The organism is Nocardia sp. NBC_01327 (assembly GCF_035958815.1).
Taxonomy (GTDB): domain Bacteria; phylum Actinomycetota; class Actinomycetes; order Mycobacteriales; family Mycobacteriaceae; genus Nocardia.
In genome coordinates, this window is the sequence record NZ_CP108383.1 from 8246015 (window position 1) to 8260156 (window position 14142).

General features: G+C 67.0%; 15 protein-coding genes. 4 read left to right on the top strand and 11 right to left on the bottom strand.

Annotation, left to right across the window (positions count from 1 at the left end; genetic code table 11):
* Positions 1-4 precede the first annotated feature (4 nt).
* From OG326_RS38090 to dapE, 6 genes are all read right to left on the bottom strand, one after another.
* On the bottom strand, positions 5-928 hold the full coding sequence (locus OG326_RS38090; RefSeq protein WP_327141947.1) for a glucosyl-3-phosphoglycerate synthase: 924 nt from the start codon (positions 926-928) through the stop codon (positions 5-7).
* Positions 925-1797 (bottom strand): dihydropteroate synthase, encoded by an 873-nt coding sequence (gene folP, locus OG326_RS38095; RefSeq protein ID WP_327141948.1) that lies wholly within the window; start codon positions 1795-1797, stop codon positions 925-927. The genes OG326_RS38090 and folP overlap by 4 nt, the downstream gene beginning before the upstream one ends.
* A gap of 90 nt (positions 1798-1887) precedes the next feature.
* Complete coding sequence (locus tag OG326_RS38100; RefSeq protein WP_327141949.1) at positions 1888-3657, bottom strand: long-chain-acyl-CoA synthetase; 1770 nt, start codon at positions 3655-3657, stop codon at positions 1888-1890.
* A gap of 98 nt (positions 3658-3755) precedes the next feature.
* The gene (locus tag OG326_RS38105; protein WP_327141950.1) at positions 3756-4307 is read right to left on the bottom strand and encodes a TIGR00730 family Rossman fold protein; all 552 of its coding nucleotides are present in this window, start codon (positions 4305-4307) and stop codon (positions 3756-3758) included.
* Positions 4301-5098: a TIGR00730 family Rossman fold protein gene (locus OG326_RS38110; RefSeq protein WP_327141951.1), complete on the bottom strand. Its 798-nt coding sequence runs from the start codon at positions 5096-5098 to the stop codon at positions 4301-4303. Before OG326_RS38110 ends, OG326_RS38105 begins: the two co-directional genes overlap by 7 nt.
* A 187-nt stretch (positions 5099-5285) precedes the next feature.
* The gene (gene dapE / locus OG326_RS38115) at positions 5286-6389 is read right to left on the bottom strand and encodes a succinyl-diaminopimelate desuccinylase (protein ID WP_327141952.1); all 1104 of its coding nucleotides are present in this window, start codon (positions 6387-6389) and stop codon (positions 5286-5288) included.
* A gap of 163 nt (positions 6390-6552) precedes the next feature.
* On the opposite strand from dapE, the gene dapD reads away from it, so the two are divergent.
* Complete coding sequence (dapD, locus tag OG326_RS38120) at positions 6553-7509, top strand: 2,3,4,5-tetrahydropyridine-2,6-dicarboxylate N-succinyltransferase (RefSeq protein WP_327141953.1); 957 nt, start codon at positions 6553-6555, stop codon at positions 7507-7509.
* On the opposite strand, the gene OG326_RS38125 is transcribed toward dapD, so the two are convergent.
* The 4 genes from OG326_RS38125 to OG326_RS38140 all read right to left on the bottom strand — a co-directional run bounded on the left by OG326_RS38125 (position 7506) and on the right by OG326_RS38140 (position 10675).
* Positions 7506-7847 carry a hypothetical protein gene (locus OG326_RS38125; RefSeq protein WP_327141954.1) on the bottom strand — a complete coding sequence of 114 codons (342 nt, stop codon included), beginning with the start codon at positions 7845-7847 and terminating at the stop codon, positions 7506-7508. The two genes, dapD and OG326_RS38125, sit on opposite strands and share 4 nt — an antisense overlap.
* A 5-nt stretch (positions 7848-7852) precedes the next feature.
* Positions 7853-8581, bottom strand: coding sequence for a hypothetical protein (locus OG326_RS38130; protein WP_327141955.1), 729 nt, complete (start codon positions 8579-8581; stop codon positions 7853-7855).
* A 236-nt stretch (positions 8582-8817) separates the two neighbouring features.
* On the bottom strand, positions 8818-9189 hold the full coding sequence (locus OG326_RS38135; protein WP_327141956.1) for a PPOX class F420-dependent oxidoreductase: 372 nt from the start codon (positions 9187-9189) through the stop codon (positions 8818-8820).
* A 58-nt stretch (positions 9190-9247) separates the two neighbouring features.
* Positions 9248-10675: an acyl-CoA synthetase gene (locus OG326_RS38140; RefSeq protein ID WP_327141957.1), complete on the bottom strand. Its 1428-nt coding sequence runs from the start codon at positions 10673-10675 to the stop codon at positions 9248-9250.
* Positions 10676-10930: 255 nt separating this feature from the next.
* Between OG326_RS38140 and OG326_RS38145 the strand changes: the two genes are divergently transcribed.
* Both OG326_RS38145 and OG326_RS38150 read left to right on the top strand, forming a co-directional pair.
* The gene (locus tag OG326_RS38145) at positions 10931-11377 is read left to right on the top strand and encodes a hypothetical protein (RefSeq protein ID WP_327141958.1); all 447 of its coding nucleotides are present in this window, start codon (positions 10931-10933) and stop codon (positions 11375-11377) included.
* Between the two features lie 230 nt (positions 11378-11607).
* On the top strand, positions 11608-12465 hold the full coding sequence (locus OG326_RS38150) for an oxygenase MpaB family protein (RefSeq protein ID WP_327141959.1): 858 nt from the start codon (positions 11608-11610) through the stop codon (positions 12463-12465).
* A gap of 28 nt (positions 12466-12493) precedes the next feature.
* On the opposite strand, the gene OG326_RS38155 is transcribed toward OG326_RS38150, so the two are convergent.
* Positions 12494-13126, bottom strand: a complete 633-nt coding sequence (locus OG326_RS38155; protein ID WP_327141960.1) for a TetR/AcrR family transcriptional regulator — start codon at positions 13124-13126, stop codon at positions 12494-12496.
* A gap of 145 nt (positions 13127-13271) precedes the next feature.
* On the opposite strand from OG326_RS38155, the gene OG326_RS38160 reads away from it, so the two are divergent.
* On the top strand, positions 13272-14138 hold the full coding sequence (locus OG326_RS38160) for an oxygenase MpaB family protein (RefSeq protein WP_327141961.1): 867 nt from the start codon (positions 13272-13274) through the stop codon (positions 14136-14138).
* Positions 14139-14142: the final 4 nt, after the last annotated feature.

Sequence of the window (14142 nt, forward strand, 5' to 3'; positions counted from 1 at the left end):
AAGTTCAGGCCGCGGCCCATTCGGGTCGCAGCGTATTCATCGGCGGCCGATCTGCCAAGGAAACTTCCGTCGACTGCGCGGTGAATTCGCCTCCGACGAGTGGGAACTGGGTCAGCGCCGCACCGGAGTCGGCGACGCCGGCCCGGCCCAGCACGGTGCCGAGGATCTGGCGGCTCATGACGCCGAGTTCCGACAGCGGCCGGTTGCGGTGCTGGCGCACACCGAGATTCACCTGGCCGATGGCGGACAGTCCCAGCATGTCGTGGGTGTCCAGCAGCAGCCCGATCTCCACGCCGTAACCGGGCGCGAAGGGTACGGCGGTAAGCAGTTCGCGCGTGCCCGCGTATTCGCCGCCCAAGGGCTGCAGCACATTCGACAGCTGCGGGCGCAGTGCGGCCAGCAGCGGGCGGGCCACCAGTTCGGTGACGCGGCCGCCGCCGTTGTCGTCGATGGTGGCGCCCTGCCGCAGCGGACGGCGGTAGTACGCCTTCACCAGGTGCATACCGTCCACGGTGAGCAGCGGGCCGAGCAGATTCGGCACGAACATCGGATCCGGGTCGATCAGATCCGAGTCGACGAAGGCCACCAGATCACCGGTGGTGACGGCCAGTGAGCGCCAGAGCACCTCACCCTTGCCGGGCACCGGTTCGAGTTCGGGCACGGCCTGCTCCCGGGTGACCACCGTCGCACCCGCGGCCTGTGCGCGTTCGGCGGTGGCATCGGTGGACCCGGAGTCCAGGACGACGAGTTCGTCCACGAGCGTGCCGAGCAGGGGCCGAATACTGGCCACCACGGCGGCGACGGTGGCCTCCTCGTTGAGGGCGGGCAGCACCACGGAGACGGTGCGGTCGCCCTTGGCGGCCACGAGTTCCTCGACCGTCCACTGCGGACGGTCCCAGCTGTTGGTTTTCACCCAGTTCTTGTTCATGCCAAACCTCGCAACGTGCGGGCGGGTGGGCGCAGGCCCTGAATCGCGGCGATCATGTCCACCACGCGTCGGGTGGCCGCTACTTCGTGTACCCGGAAAACTCGAGCACCCGCGGCGGCCGACCATGCAGTCGCTGCCAATGTGCCCTCCAATCGCTCGGATAGCTCGACACCAAGAGTCTCTCCGATGAAATCCTTATTACTCAGCGCCATCAAGACAGGCCATCCGGTATTCACAAGAACGTCCACAGACCGCAACAATTCAAGCCCGTGATACGTGTTTTTGCCGAAATCATGCGTGGGATCTATAAGTATCGAATCTTTTGCCACTCCGGCCGCCGCCGCACTCTCGGCCGCCGCGACCACGGTTTCGGTGACTTCCGCCACCACATCCGCGTAACGCACGCGATGCGGGCGGGTTCGCGGTATCGCGCCGCCGGTGTGACTGCACACAATTCCCGCGTGCAGTTCCGCCGCCACCGCGACCAGTTCGGGGTCGGCCCCGGCCCAGGTGTCGTTGATCAGATCCGCGCCCGCGCGCACGGCGGCCCGCGCGACCTCGGCGCGCCAGGTGTCCACACTGATCAACAGGTCCGGGAACCGCGCCCGGATGGCGGCGACGAAGGGCACCACGCGGCGGGCTTCCTCGGCGGCATCCACATCGCTACCGGGTCCGGCCTTGACGCCGCCGATATCGACAAGATCAGCGCCCTCGGCCACGGCCCGCGCCACGGCCGCCATGGCGGCCTCGTCACTGAAGGTCGCGCCCTTGTCATAGAACGAGTCCGGCGTCCGGTTCACGATCGCCATCACCAGCGCCCGATCCGTCGCCACCGGCTTCCCGCACAATGTCGGCAACGGCGCACACATGCGCTCCAATGTACCGACCCCTGTCCCGCCCCTGCTGGGCAGCCGACCGGAACCAGCCGCTGAACGGGGCGATCGCCCCGGTGGGTCGAGTCAGGCGCGCGGCGCCTTGGCCGCGGCTACGTCGGCGGGGTATTCGGGGTAGAAGGGGACGTAACCGTCGGTTCGCCCGGCGAGGGCGTAGAGGGTGCTGCTGTCATCGGTGGTGAAGCCCTGATTGCGGAGTTCCACCTTCCGGCTCTTGTAGGTCGAGGTCTGCTCGAGTGCGGCGACCACCCGAATGAAAAGGGGGACAGCGTAAGTGGGCAGCCGGTCGTAGAGCACCTTGGCGGCGGCCTTGCCGTCGAACTCGGCGCCGTCGGCGAGGGTCACGGCGGCTATGCCCGCCTTCCCGTCGGTGCCGGGGATCTCGACGCCGTAGACGACCGCCTCGTCGATGGCGTCCACACCGCCGAACGCCCCCTCCACCTCGGTGGTCGCCACGTTCTCGCCCTTCCAGCGGAAGGTGTCGCCGAGGCGGTCGACGAAGGCGATATGACCCCAGCGCTGATCGCGGACCAGATCACCGGTGTCGAACCAGCAGTCACCGGAGGTGAATCCGTCCCGGACCAGCTTGGATTCGGTTGCGGCACTGTCGGTATAGCCGTCGAAGGGGGAACTGCTGGTGACCTTGGCGAGCAGCAGGCCGACGCCGCCCGGCCGGACGCGGCGGAGTTTGCCGTCCGATCCGCGCCTGGCCTTACCGGTGCCGTCGTCGTACTCGACGATGGCGAACGGCAGCGGGGTGAATCCGGCGGTCTTGTCGAGGCTGAACGCATTGATGAAGGCGATGTTTCCTTCACTCGCGCCGTAGAACTCGACAATGCGCTTGATGCCGAAGCGATTACGGAATTCGTCCCAGAGTTCGGGGCGCAGGCCGTTGCCGACGGCCAGGCGCACCTGGTGCATGCGGTCGGTGCGCTTGGGCGGCTGATTGATCAGATAGCGGCAGAGTTCGCCGATGTAGATGAAGGCGGTGGCCTGGGTGGCGATGGCCTCCTCCCAGAAGCGGGAGGCCGAGAACTTGCGCCCCAGTGCGAGTGTCGCGCCGCCGGCGATGACCGAGGACAGCGCGACCGTGAGCGCATTGTTGTGATAGAGCGGCAGGCAGCAGTAGAGGGTGTCGCCGCCGCCGAGCCGGACGCCGAGCCCGCCGATGCCCGCCATGCTCTTGGTCCAGCGCAGATGCGTCATGACGCTGGCCTTGGGCAGGCCGGTGGTGCCGGAGGTGAAGATCAGATAGGCGCGTTCCTTCGCCGTGATCTGTTCGCACACAGGCGGATTCGTGGCGTCCGCGGTGCGGGCGGCGGCTTCCAGATCCTTCGACCACAGCAGGCTCGGGCGCAGTTCGGTGAGCGTGTCGAGGGCTTCGGCGCACTCCTCCCCCACCACGTCGAGCACCGAGTTCAGCAGTCCGAAACTGTGCTGCAGCACGGAATCTCGCTGATTGTGGTTCAGCAGTCCGGCGGTCGCACCGAGTTTCACGACGGCCAGCACCGTGAACAGCGCCTCGGGCCGGTTGGCCAGCAGGATGCCGACCACATCGCCGCGCTTCACCCCGCGTTCGGCCAGCACGTGCGCGTACCGGTTCACCTCGGAATTGGCTTCGCCCCAGCGGTATTCGCGGCCCTCGAAGCGCAGGAAGGGCCGGTCCGGATGTTTGGCGGCCGCGCGCTGGAAGAACAGTCCGATCGACGCCTTCGAATCGGATTTCACCAGCATGTGCACGGCATTGCGCAGCATCCCGGGACCCTGCAGTGCCATACCGGGCAGGCTGCGGACCAAATCCATCAGGCCGACCGTCGATTGGGCGTCGGTATTCACTTCGCTGGGCTCCTCACCGGGTTGTGCTGCTGACCACACCCTTACGGAAGTACCCCGGGTTGTCGAGCGAAACCCACCGGACCAGTCGGTTCTGCGGGTCAGTCCTCCGGGCCGAGCGCCGCGAACGCCTCGGCGAAATCGCCGGTCACGATCACGCGGTCGAGGGCGGTCCGCCCGGCGAATCCGCGCTCGGCCACCTCCTCCAGCCAGGCGAACAACCCGCGGTAGTGGCCGTCGGGATCGAGGACCACCACCGGTTTGTCGTGCATGCCCAGATAGGCCCCGGTCCAGGTCTCGAAGAGCTCCTCGAGCGTGCCGAGCCCGCCGGGCAGCGTGAGGAAGGCGTCGGCGCGCTCGTCCATGATCTGTTTCCGCTCGCGCATGGAGTCGGTGACGATCAGCTCGTCGGAGTCCACATCCGCCATTTCGCGGTGCACCAGCTTCTTCGGGATGACGCCGACGGTTGTCGCGCCCGCCTCGCGCGCCGCCGTCGCGACCGCGCCCATCATGGAGACGTGTCCGCCGCCCGAGACCAATTGCCAACCGCGGCGGCCGATTTCGGCGCCCACGCGGCGCGCCAATTCCAGCGCGGCCGGATCGTCGACACTGGCCGAGCAGTACACGCACACCGAATACGGCTGACTCACCACTGATCTCCCGTCCCGGCGGCGGCGTCCATCTGGGCGCGGGTGTCGGCGGCCTGCTGCACCAGGGCAATGACCTCGTCCACGCTGTCTGTGACGTGGATCAGGTTCATATCACCGGGCGCGATCTTGGCGGAGCCGAGCAGTGAGTCGCGCAGCCAATCCACCAGTCCCGCCCAGTATTTGGTACCGAACAGGATGATCGGGAACTGGTTGATCTTATGCGTCTGCACCAGGGTGAGCGCCTCGAACAGCTCGTCCAGGGTGCCGAAACCGCCCGGCAGGCAGACGAAGGCCTGCGCGTACTTCACGAACATGGTCTTGCGCGCGAAGAAGTACCGGAAGTTGATGCCGAGATCGACCCATTCGTTGAGGTGCTGCTCGAACGGCAGCTCGATGCCGAGCCCGATCGAGTACCCGCCCGCCTCGGAGGCGCCGCGATTGGCGGCCTCCATGGCGCCCGGGCCGCCGCCGGTGATGACCGCGAACCCGGCGCGCGCGAGCGCACCGCCGATGGCCATGCCCGCCTGGTACTCCGGTGATTCCGGCGCCGTGCGCGCCGACCCGAAGACCGCGACCGCGCGCGGCACCTCTGCCAAAGCCCCGAAGCCCTCGACGAATTCGGCCTGGATGCGCAGCACCCGCCACGGATCGGTATGCACCCAATCCGCCGGTCCCCGCTCATCGAGCAGATGCTGATCGGTGGTCCCGATCCCGACCTTCCGGTCCCGCCGCAGCATTATCGGACCGCGATACTGCGGCGTCCTGGCACTCGGCAGCTCACCCTCAGCAGACATGCAGCCACTTTAGCTGTGTTTGATTTGCCCTCCGCTTCGCTCCGGGCGGGTCGTGGCCCTGTTACCCGGTTCTTCCCTCCCTGCGCTCGCCGCTGCGCGGCATTGCTCCGCTCAGTCCAGAACCGGGCGGGCCACGACCTTTGGGGCGGATGTCCCTGGGGGCGACCGTTTCTCGGGCGGGATCACCTCAGGCCTTGTCGCCTCGGAGGTAGCTGCGGAGCATGGAGGTGACCTGGGTGATCTGGGCTACGGGGAGGTGTTCGTCGCGTTTGTGGGCGAGGTTGGGGTCGCCGGGGCCGAAGTTGACGGCGGGGATGCCGCGGGCGGCGAAGCGGGAGACGTCGGTCCAGCCGTATTTGGCGCGGACGCCGCCGCTGCCGTGGGCGTGCACGATTTCGATGAGGTCCTTGGCGGCCGGGTTGGACAGGCCGGGCAGGGCGCCGGGGGCGCCGTCGGTGCGTTCGAAGCCCAGGTCCAGGCCCGAGAAGACCTCGCGCACATGCTCGGTGGCCTCGTCGAGGGTGCGATCGGGCGCGAAGCGGAAGTTCACATCGACCTCGGCCACATCGGGCACCACATTGCCCGCGACGCCACCGGAGACGCGGACGGCGGACAGGCCCTCGCGGTACACGCAGCCGTCGATCTCCACCTCCCGCGCCTGGTATCCGGCGAGGCGTTCCAGCACGGGCGCGAGGCGGTGAATGGCGTTGTCGCCCAACCAGGCTCGGGCGGTGTGCGCACGCACGCCGGAGGTGGTGAGCCGAATCCGCAGGGTGCCCTGGCAACCGGCTTCGATCCAGCCGCCGGAGGGCTCACCGAGAATGGCGAGATCGCCGGCCAGCCATTCGGGCAGTTCGCGTTCGATGCGCCCGAGTCCGTTGAACTCGGCGGCGATCTCTTCGCAGTCGTAGAAGATGAGCGTCAGATCGTGCACCGGATCGGCGACGGTGGCGGCCAGGTGCAGGAACACCGCATCGCCGGATTTCATATCGACACTGCCGCAGCCCCACAGCTGCTGCTCGCCCTCGGCCCCGACTTCGAACCGGCTGGGCACATTGTCGGCAATCGGCACGGTGTCGAGGTGCCCGGCGAGAATGACGCGCGTGGCCAGTCCGCGATTGGTGCGGGCCAGCACGGTATTGCCGTGCCGCAGAATTTCGAACCCGGTGGTTTGCTCGCGTACGGCCCGCTCGACGATATCGGCGATCACCGTCTCGTCCTTGGACACACTGGGAATATCCACCAGAGCAGCAGCGAGGTTTATGGGATCGGCGCTCAGATCGATGGTCACTGTATCTATTTTGCCTCCGCTACGCTCCGGCGGGTTCGCGGCCCCCTTTGTCTCGTTCTTCCCTCCCTCCGCTCCTCCGCTTCGCTCCCCCGCTCCACTCAGTCCAGAGCCGAGACGGGCCGCGAACTTGGGAGGTTTGGTGTGGTCGGTAATCTTTACTTCCGTGAGCACTCAGGGAGCAGTAGCAGTCGGCCTTGCCACGATCACCGCCAATGGAACGGTCCTGGACACCTGGTACCCGTACCCCGAGCTGAGTGATGTGACCGATACCGGGTCCAAGCGCCTGGACGCCTCCGATATCGAGTACGCCAAGTTCGCCGAGGTGGCCGGGGTCGACGAGGCCCGCCGGGTCGAGGTTGTCGTGGTGCGCACCAGCATTGCCGACCTGTCCGCGCCGCCGATCGACACCCATGACGTCTACCTGCGGCTGCACCTGCTCTCACATCGCCTGGTCCGCCCGCACGGCTTGAACCTGGACGGCCAGTTCGGTCTGCTCGCCAATGTGGCGTGGACCAACCACGGCCCGTGCTCGCTCGAGGAGCTGGAGCTGACCCGCCTGAAGCTGCGCGCCCGCGGCCCGGTCACCGTGTACAGCGTGGACAAGTTCCCGCGCCTGGTGGACTACGTGGTCCCGTCGGGTGTGCGCATTGCCGATGCCGACCGGGTGCGCCTGGGCGCGCATCTGGCCTCGGGCACCACGGTCATGCACGAGGGCTTCGTGAACTTCAATGCCGGCACGCTCGGCAATTCCATGGTGGAGGGCCGTATTTCGGCCGGTGTCGTGGTCGGCGACGGCTCCGATGTCGGCGGCGGCGCATCCATCATGGGCACCCTGTCCGGTGGCGGCAAGCAGGTCATCTCGCTCGGCGAGCGCTGCCTGCTCGGCGCGAACTCGGGCCTGGGCATCTCCCTCGGCGACGACTGCGTCATCGAGGCCGGCCTCTACGTCACCGCCGGCACCAAGGTCACCCTGCCCGACGGCGCGGTCATCAAGGCCGCCGAACTCAGCGGCAAAGACAACCTGCTCTTCCGCCGCAACTCCGTCACCGGCGCCGTAGAAGTGGTGCCGCGCAAGGGCACCGGCATCGAACTCAACGCCGCCCTGCACGCCAACGACTAGGTTTCTCCGAGAACGCCGCGGATGAGTGCGGCGATATCGCCGAGCCAGGCTGCCGCCGCGGCATCGGAGGTGTCGTCGTCGAGCACCCAGTTGCCGTCGGCAGCCACCATCCACGACAGCGTGCCGGGTGCTTGGGGCGTGTCCAGCACCGCGTCGATGGCTGCCAGCTCGCGCCGGATACCCCGCTGATTGCGCTGCGCGATCCGAAGCAGATGATCGCGCACCTCGTCCAGACTCTCGCAGTCGGCGACGAAGGCGCGCAGGAAATCCCGAACCTGATCGAGCGCGGGCGGCAGGGGCCGATTCGCGTGTGCGCGCAGCTTTTCGGGAAGCTCCATATCGCTCAGCGTAGTAGGCCGGCCGGGTACCCGGAGACGACCAGGAACGACGGCGGGCGGCCCGGAATCAGGTTCAGGACCACAGTGGCGAAGCTGGTTCGGCCGGCGCGCGCCGACTTCGGCCCGAGTCCGTTCATGCCCTCGTTGTAGAACCCTTCTCCGGTCAGGTGCCCGGTGTCGAAGGTGGCTTTGTGAAATTCGTCGAGGGCGAGGTCGCTGCGAACTGTCTCCCAGTTCGCCCGGAGATAGTCGTTGATCGTCCGGCTCATCGTCGAGGCATCCGACCAGCGGTACGACCAGTTCTGCGCGTGGGACCACGGTGGATCACCGTAGATCCGGCCCTCGATGGTCCGGTCCCCCGGCGGGGCATCGTCTCGGTTCAGCGGCACATCCGGTCCGTGCCGCTCGACGGTGTGCGCACCGTCGGCCGCATGGGCGAGGTCGTTCTCGCCGATGTTCACCCGAGGCGGTTCGTCGCCCAGCGCATGGTAGATCTCGGTGGCCTTGCGCACCTCTGGATCGAGTGACGCGCCCCCATCCTCTGTGCTGTGAGGTGTGCCGTCCAGGCGGCCGAGCACGTTCGAATGATCCACCCCGACATACGTATCCGTGACGCTACGCAGCCCTGCGGCTCCGGACCGACAGGGTTCGGCAACCGCAACCGTCTCCCCCTCCGTGCCCAGCAGATCGATCAGCCGCCGGCCGACTCCGCTCATGGCTTCGCTCGGGTTCATCGACCCGAGCAGATATCCACCGCCGCGATCACGCCGGGTGGCGGGCGCCGAAATCCGCAGGCGGGGACCACCGTCACCTCCGTTGCGCTGCGCGACCCTCTGACCCGGCGCCTGGGCGGCTGGACGGGCGCCACGAGTCCAGCCGGACCAGTCTGCCGGAGAACGGATCTCGGCACGGTCGAGTCATCCCAGCAGTGGGAACACCCGTGTCGGCGCAGCGATGCGGAGGCGGGCGCTCAGTCGATGCCGAAGGCGATGACGCGTTCGGGGGTGATGCGGATCAGTTCCGGGGAGCCGCCGGGGATGTAGGTTTCGACGTCGCGCAATGCCTGTGCGGTGCCGCGGATTTCGAGGCAGCGGACGGTCCAGGGGTTCACCGAGGGTACGTCGTCGACGACGAAGGCGACGCGCTCCTCCTTGGTGAGGTTGCGGAACTTCTGGGAGGCGCCCATATTGTGGCCGGCGATATCGATGGTGCCGAGCGCCTCGTTGTAGCGGAAGCCCACCGGGTTGTTCTGCGGTGAGCCGTCCGGGCGAATGGTGGCGAGGCGGCCGAGCCGCTGACCGGCGAGGTATTCGAGCTGCGCGGGCGACAGTGTTGCGATCATGTAGGCGACGTTAGGACCTCGAGTGCGGTTCAGGTCAAGCGCAACGCCCGCTGTTCACTCAGAGCAGCAGCTTCTTCTGCACCTTGCCCATGGCATTGCGGGGCAGTGACGGCACCACCCGCACCTCGCGGGGCCGCTTGTGCGCCGAGAGTTCCGCTCCCACATGATCGATCAGCTGCTGGGCCACGGAATCGCCTGCACCGTCCCGCAATACGACATAGGCGACGATGCGCTGCCCGAGATCGTCGTCGGGCAGTCCGACGACCGCCGTCTCCGCCACGGCCGGATGGCCCAGCAGGGACGTCTCGATCTCCCCGGCGCCGATGCGATATCCGCCGGATTTGATGAGATCCACCGACTCCCGCCCGACAATGCGGTGGAAACCCCCGGCGTCGATGACCGCGACATCACCGGTCTTGAACCAGCCGTCCCCGGTCCAGTTCTCGGCCGTGACCTCCGGCTTGTTCAGGTATCCGTCGAACAGCATGGGCCCGCGCACCTGCAGCCCGCCGACGCTCTCACCGTCGTGCGGAACCGGGTCACCGGCCTCGTCGACCAGTCGCGTCTCGACTCCGGCGACGGTCGTGCCCACCCAGCCGGGCCGGCGTTCACCGTCGGGCCGGGTGGAGAGCGTGATCATGGTTTCGCTCATGCCGTAGCGCTCGAGCGGGTCATGTCCGGTGAGGGCACGCAGCCGCTCGAAGACCGGGACCGGCAGCGGCGCGCTTCCGGAGATCAGAATGCGGGCATTCGCCAATTGCTTTGCCGCATCCGGATCTTCGGCAATGCGGGACCACACGGTGGGCACACCGAAGTACATGGTGCCGGGCGCGGCGGCATACGCCTCGGGGGTGGGCTTACCGGTGTGGATCAGCGGGCTGCCGACCCGCAGCGGCCCCAGCACGCCGAGGATGAGCCCGTGCACATGGAACAGCGGAAGTCCGTGCACCAGTACATCGTTCGCCGTCCAGCCCCAGGCCTCGGCGAGAGCGTCGAGTCCGGCGGCGATGGCGCGCCTGCTGAGCATCACACCCTTGGGCGCACCGGTGGTCCCGGAGGTGTAGAGAATGAAAGCCGTTGCCTCGGGCGGCGGTTCGGCATAGGTGTGCCAGGACCGCGCATGCGTGCGCACCGGCACCACGGGCAGGTCGCTGCCCGCCGGGGCCTCGCCCAGCCAGGCCTGCGCACCCGAATCCCGCAGGATGTGCGCGAGTTCCGCACTGCCCGCATCCGGCGGCACCGGCACCACGGTGACGCCCGCGATCAGGCAGCCCACCACCGCGAGCACCGTGCTCACGGTCGGCCGGGCCAGCACCGCCACCCGATCGGCCCGGGCGACCCGCTCGGCGACCGAGGTGGCCCCGCCCAGCAGATCGCTGCGCGACAGCGTCACGCCGTCGATGGTGACGGCGTCCGGAATATCGGCTCCGGCGGCCACGGCGGCCGGATTCAACGAGCTCAGCAAAAGCGGCGACCTGTACGACACGGTGCTCACGCTACCGAATTGCTGGCCGGACACCGATTTCCGCTCCGGGTGCGGCGATCGAATCATCCAGATCGCAAATCTTCCCCCGGGTATTCGGGCACCGCACAATCAAGATCACACGTTAGTCGAGGTGTTGGTAACTGCCCGTTTGCGTCCCGTTCATTCGAGGGACGCTGCCAGCAAATCTCGTGTGATAGACAACCAGTCGACGTCATAAAACGTGGCGATCAAAGCTTTTACGGAAGAAGAGCATCAATGAGCAAGCTTCGTGCATTCGGTGTGGCCGTCGCGGCCGCCGGTATCGTTTTCGCCGGTGCGGGTTCGGCCCTCGCCGACACCGTCGCCGTGACCCCCGCGAGTGACGTCGCCGCCGACAACACCGGATCCGCCACCGGTTCCTCGAACTTCAGCACCCTGCTCACCAAGCTGCTGTCCTCCGGTTCGGGCCAGCCGGGCAAGCTCCCGGGCGCCGTCGCCGCCGACAACTCGGGTTCGGCCGCCGGTTCCTCGAACTTCGGCAGCCTGCTCACCACCCTCCTGAACTCGGGCTCGGGCCAGCCGAAGGCTCTCCCCACCGCCGACGAGGCCCCCATCGCCGCCGACAACTCCGGTTCGGCCAACGGCGGCGCCAACTTCTCCACCCTGCTGGCGAAGCTGCTGTCGAGCGGCTCCGGCCAGCCGGGCAAGCTCCCGGGCGCGTAACCCCCAGACCGGTGTCGCCCCTCTCGGATACGGACCGGGGCGACATCCGAAACACGAAGCGGCCCGGAACTCTCTCCGGGCCGCTTCGCTGTTCTCCGGGGGATGGCGGTTCCGGCAATGGCCGCGACCGGGACACGAATAGGGTGCGAACCCGCCAAGTCGGTTGACAGGTAAGCCGAGTGGGTAAGAAAGTTTGTGCATAACCTTCTCACCCGAGGATGTGGTCAACGATGACCAGGCCGCTCAGCGCTCTGCCGCATACGCCCCCGACCGCCGAACCACCCATCGATATCCGGCAGTTCCTCGACGGCGCCGTCGGCCTGCTCGGCGGGGCGGCGAATGTGATCATGCAGCTCTCCCTCCGGCCCGTCGGCTACGGCGTGGTCGAGAGCCCGGTGGAGAGCGGGAATGTCATGATCCACCCGATCAAACGCCTGCGCACCACCGTCACCTATCTGGCCGTGGCGCTGCTCGGCACCGATTCCGATCGCGAGGCCTACCGCGCGGCGGTCGACACCTCGCACCGGCAGGTGCGGTCCCGCCCCGGAAATCCGGTGAAGTACAACGCTTTCGATCCCCGGCTGCAGCTCTGGGTCGCGGCCTGCCTCTACTGGGGCGCCAGGGATCTCTACGAGCGCATGCACGGCGAGATGAATCCGGCCGACGCCGATGCCTTCTATCAGTACTCCGCCCGCCTGGGCACCACACTGCAGATGCGCCCGGAGATGTGGCCCGCCGATCGTCCCGCGTTCGACCGCTACTGGACCGAGAATCTGGCCGTCACGGTCATCGATCCGAAGATTCGCGCCTATTTCGAGGACCTCATCGATCTGAAGATGATGCCCGCGCCGGTGCAGCTGGCCTTCGGCGGCATCCACCGCTTCTTCGTCACCGGCCTACTGCCGCAACATCTCCGGGACGAAATGGGGATGACCTGGTCACCGCGTCAGGATTGGCTGCTGGCCCGCACGCTGCGCGCCCTCGGCGCGGCCGAGGCGGTGGTGCCGACCCCGGTTCGCAGCTTCCCGCTCAATGTCTATCTGCTGGATATGCGCCTGCGCCGGCGACTGGGCCGCCCCCTGGTATGACCCGCCGTTCATCTGAAGGCGTTGCGCGTCAGTAGATCCGGAATCCCGGAACCACATGGTCGATGGCGAATCGGCGCAATGCCGCTTCGTCATCGAGCGGAATGACCGTCTGCGGCGTCAGTGCCAGCGAGAGAGCGCTGCGCGCAATCATTTCCGCAAGCGGCAGTGGATCATATTCGGGGAGTTTGCCTTCCGATTGCAGGCGCGTAATGAATTCGGCGACATAATCGCGGCCGAGTTCGATGACGGCCGCACCCTGCACGGTGAGATAGGGCAGCACCATCTCCGGCTCGGTCTTGAGCAGGCGCTCCAGCAGGACATTGCCGCGCAGTCCCTCGATGCAGGCGATGAACAGGGCGACGATCTGCTCCTGGGCGCTGGCGTCCCGCACGATCTGCGTATGCACCGCGGCGTCCACATCGGCGATGAACTGCCGGGCCTGCCGCAGCCCGACGGCCTGGATCAGATCGGATTTGCCGGCGAATCGCCGATAGAGTGTGGCGAGAGACAGGCCGCCGCGGCGGGCGACCTCGACCATGCTGGTGCGTTTGATTCCGAAGTCCAGGAAGGCCACCAATGCGGCATCGAGCACCTTGGCCTGATTGCGGTCCTCCGGACCGGATCCGCGCACGAGCGGCAGGAGTTTGGCCAGCTTGGCCATGGTCCGGCCCCTTTCGAGTCGCGAAGATACGATGAGGCACCAATCATCGCACATTGACAGTACGGCACCCCGATGAGAAGGTGAGGGAAAGAGTTTCTCACACTCTCCTCTTTGGTGAGGAATGACGACGAGGATCGAGTCAACGATGACCGCCCCCCTGCGCAAGTCTTTCGATGATGCCTCCGGCCTGCCGGAACCACTCACTCCGGAAACCGTCCGCGAACATATCGACGGTGTCGCCGCCTTCCTCGGCGGCGCGGCCAATGTCATCATGCAGCTGTCCCTGAAGCCCGTCGGCTACGGCGTCATGGAGAGCGATGTCCGCAGCGGCAGCGTCATGGTGCGCCCGATCAAACGGCTGCGCACCACCCTCACCTACATCGCGGTCGCCATGATCGGCAATGACGAGGATCGCGCCGCCTATCGCGAGGCCGTCAATACCTCGCACCGCACCGTGCACACCAAGCCCACCAGCCCGGTGAAGTACAACGCCTTCGATCCGAAGCTGCAGCTGTGGGTGGCGGCCTGCCTGTACTGGGGCATCGACGATCTCTACCACCGCATGCGCGGTCCGATGGAACCCGAAGTGGCAGAAGCCTTCTACCGGTACGGCGCGCGCCTGGGCACCACCTTGCAGATGCGCGAGGAGATGTGGCCGCCCACCCGCGACGCGTTCTACGCGTACTGGGAGGAAACCCTCGCCACCCGTCATATCGACGAGCCGACCCGGGCGTACTTCAATGCCCTCACGGATCTGAAGATGCTGGCGTATCCGCTGCAGTTCCTGTTCGGCGGACTGCACCGCTTCATCGTGACCGCCCTACTCCCCCAGCACCTCCGGGAGGAGATGGGGATGACCTGGTCGGCGCGTGACGAACGCTTCTTCGCGGGCCTGCTGCGGCTGATCTCCGCGGTCTGGACCCGTATGCCGCGCGTGATCCGGATCTTCCCGTACAACTTCTATCTCGCGGATATGCGCCTGCGCCGCCGCTTCGGACGGCCGCTGGTCTAGGACG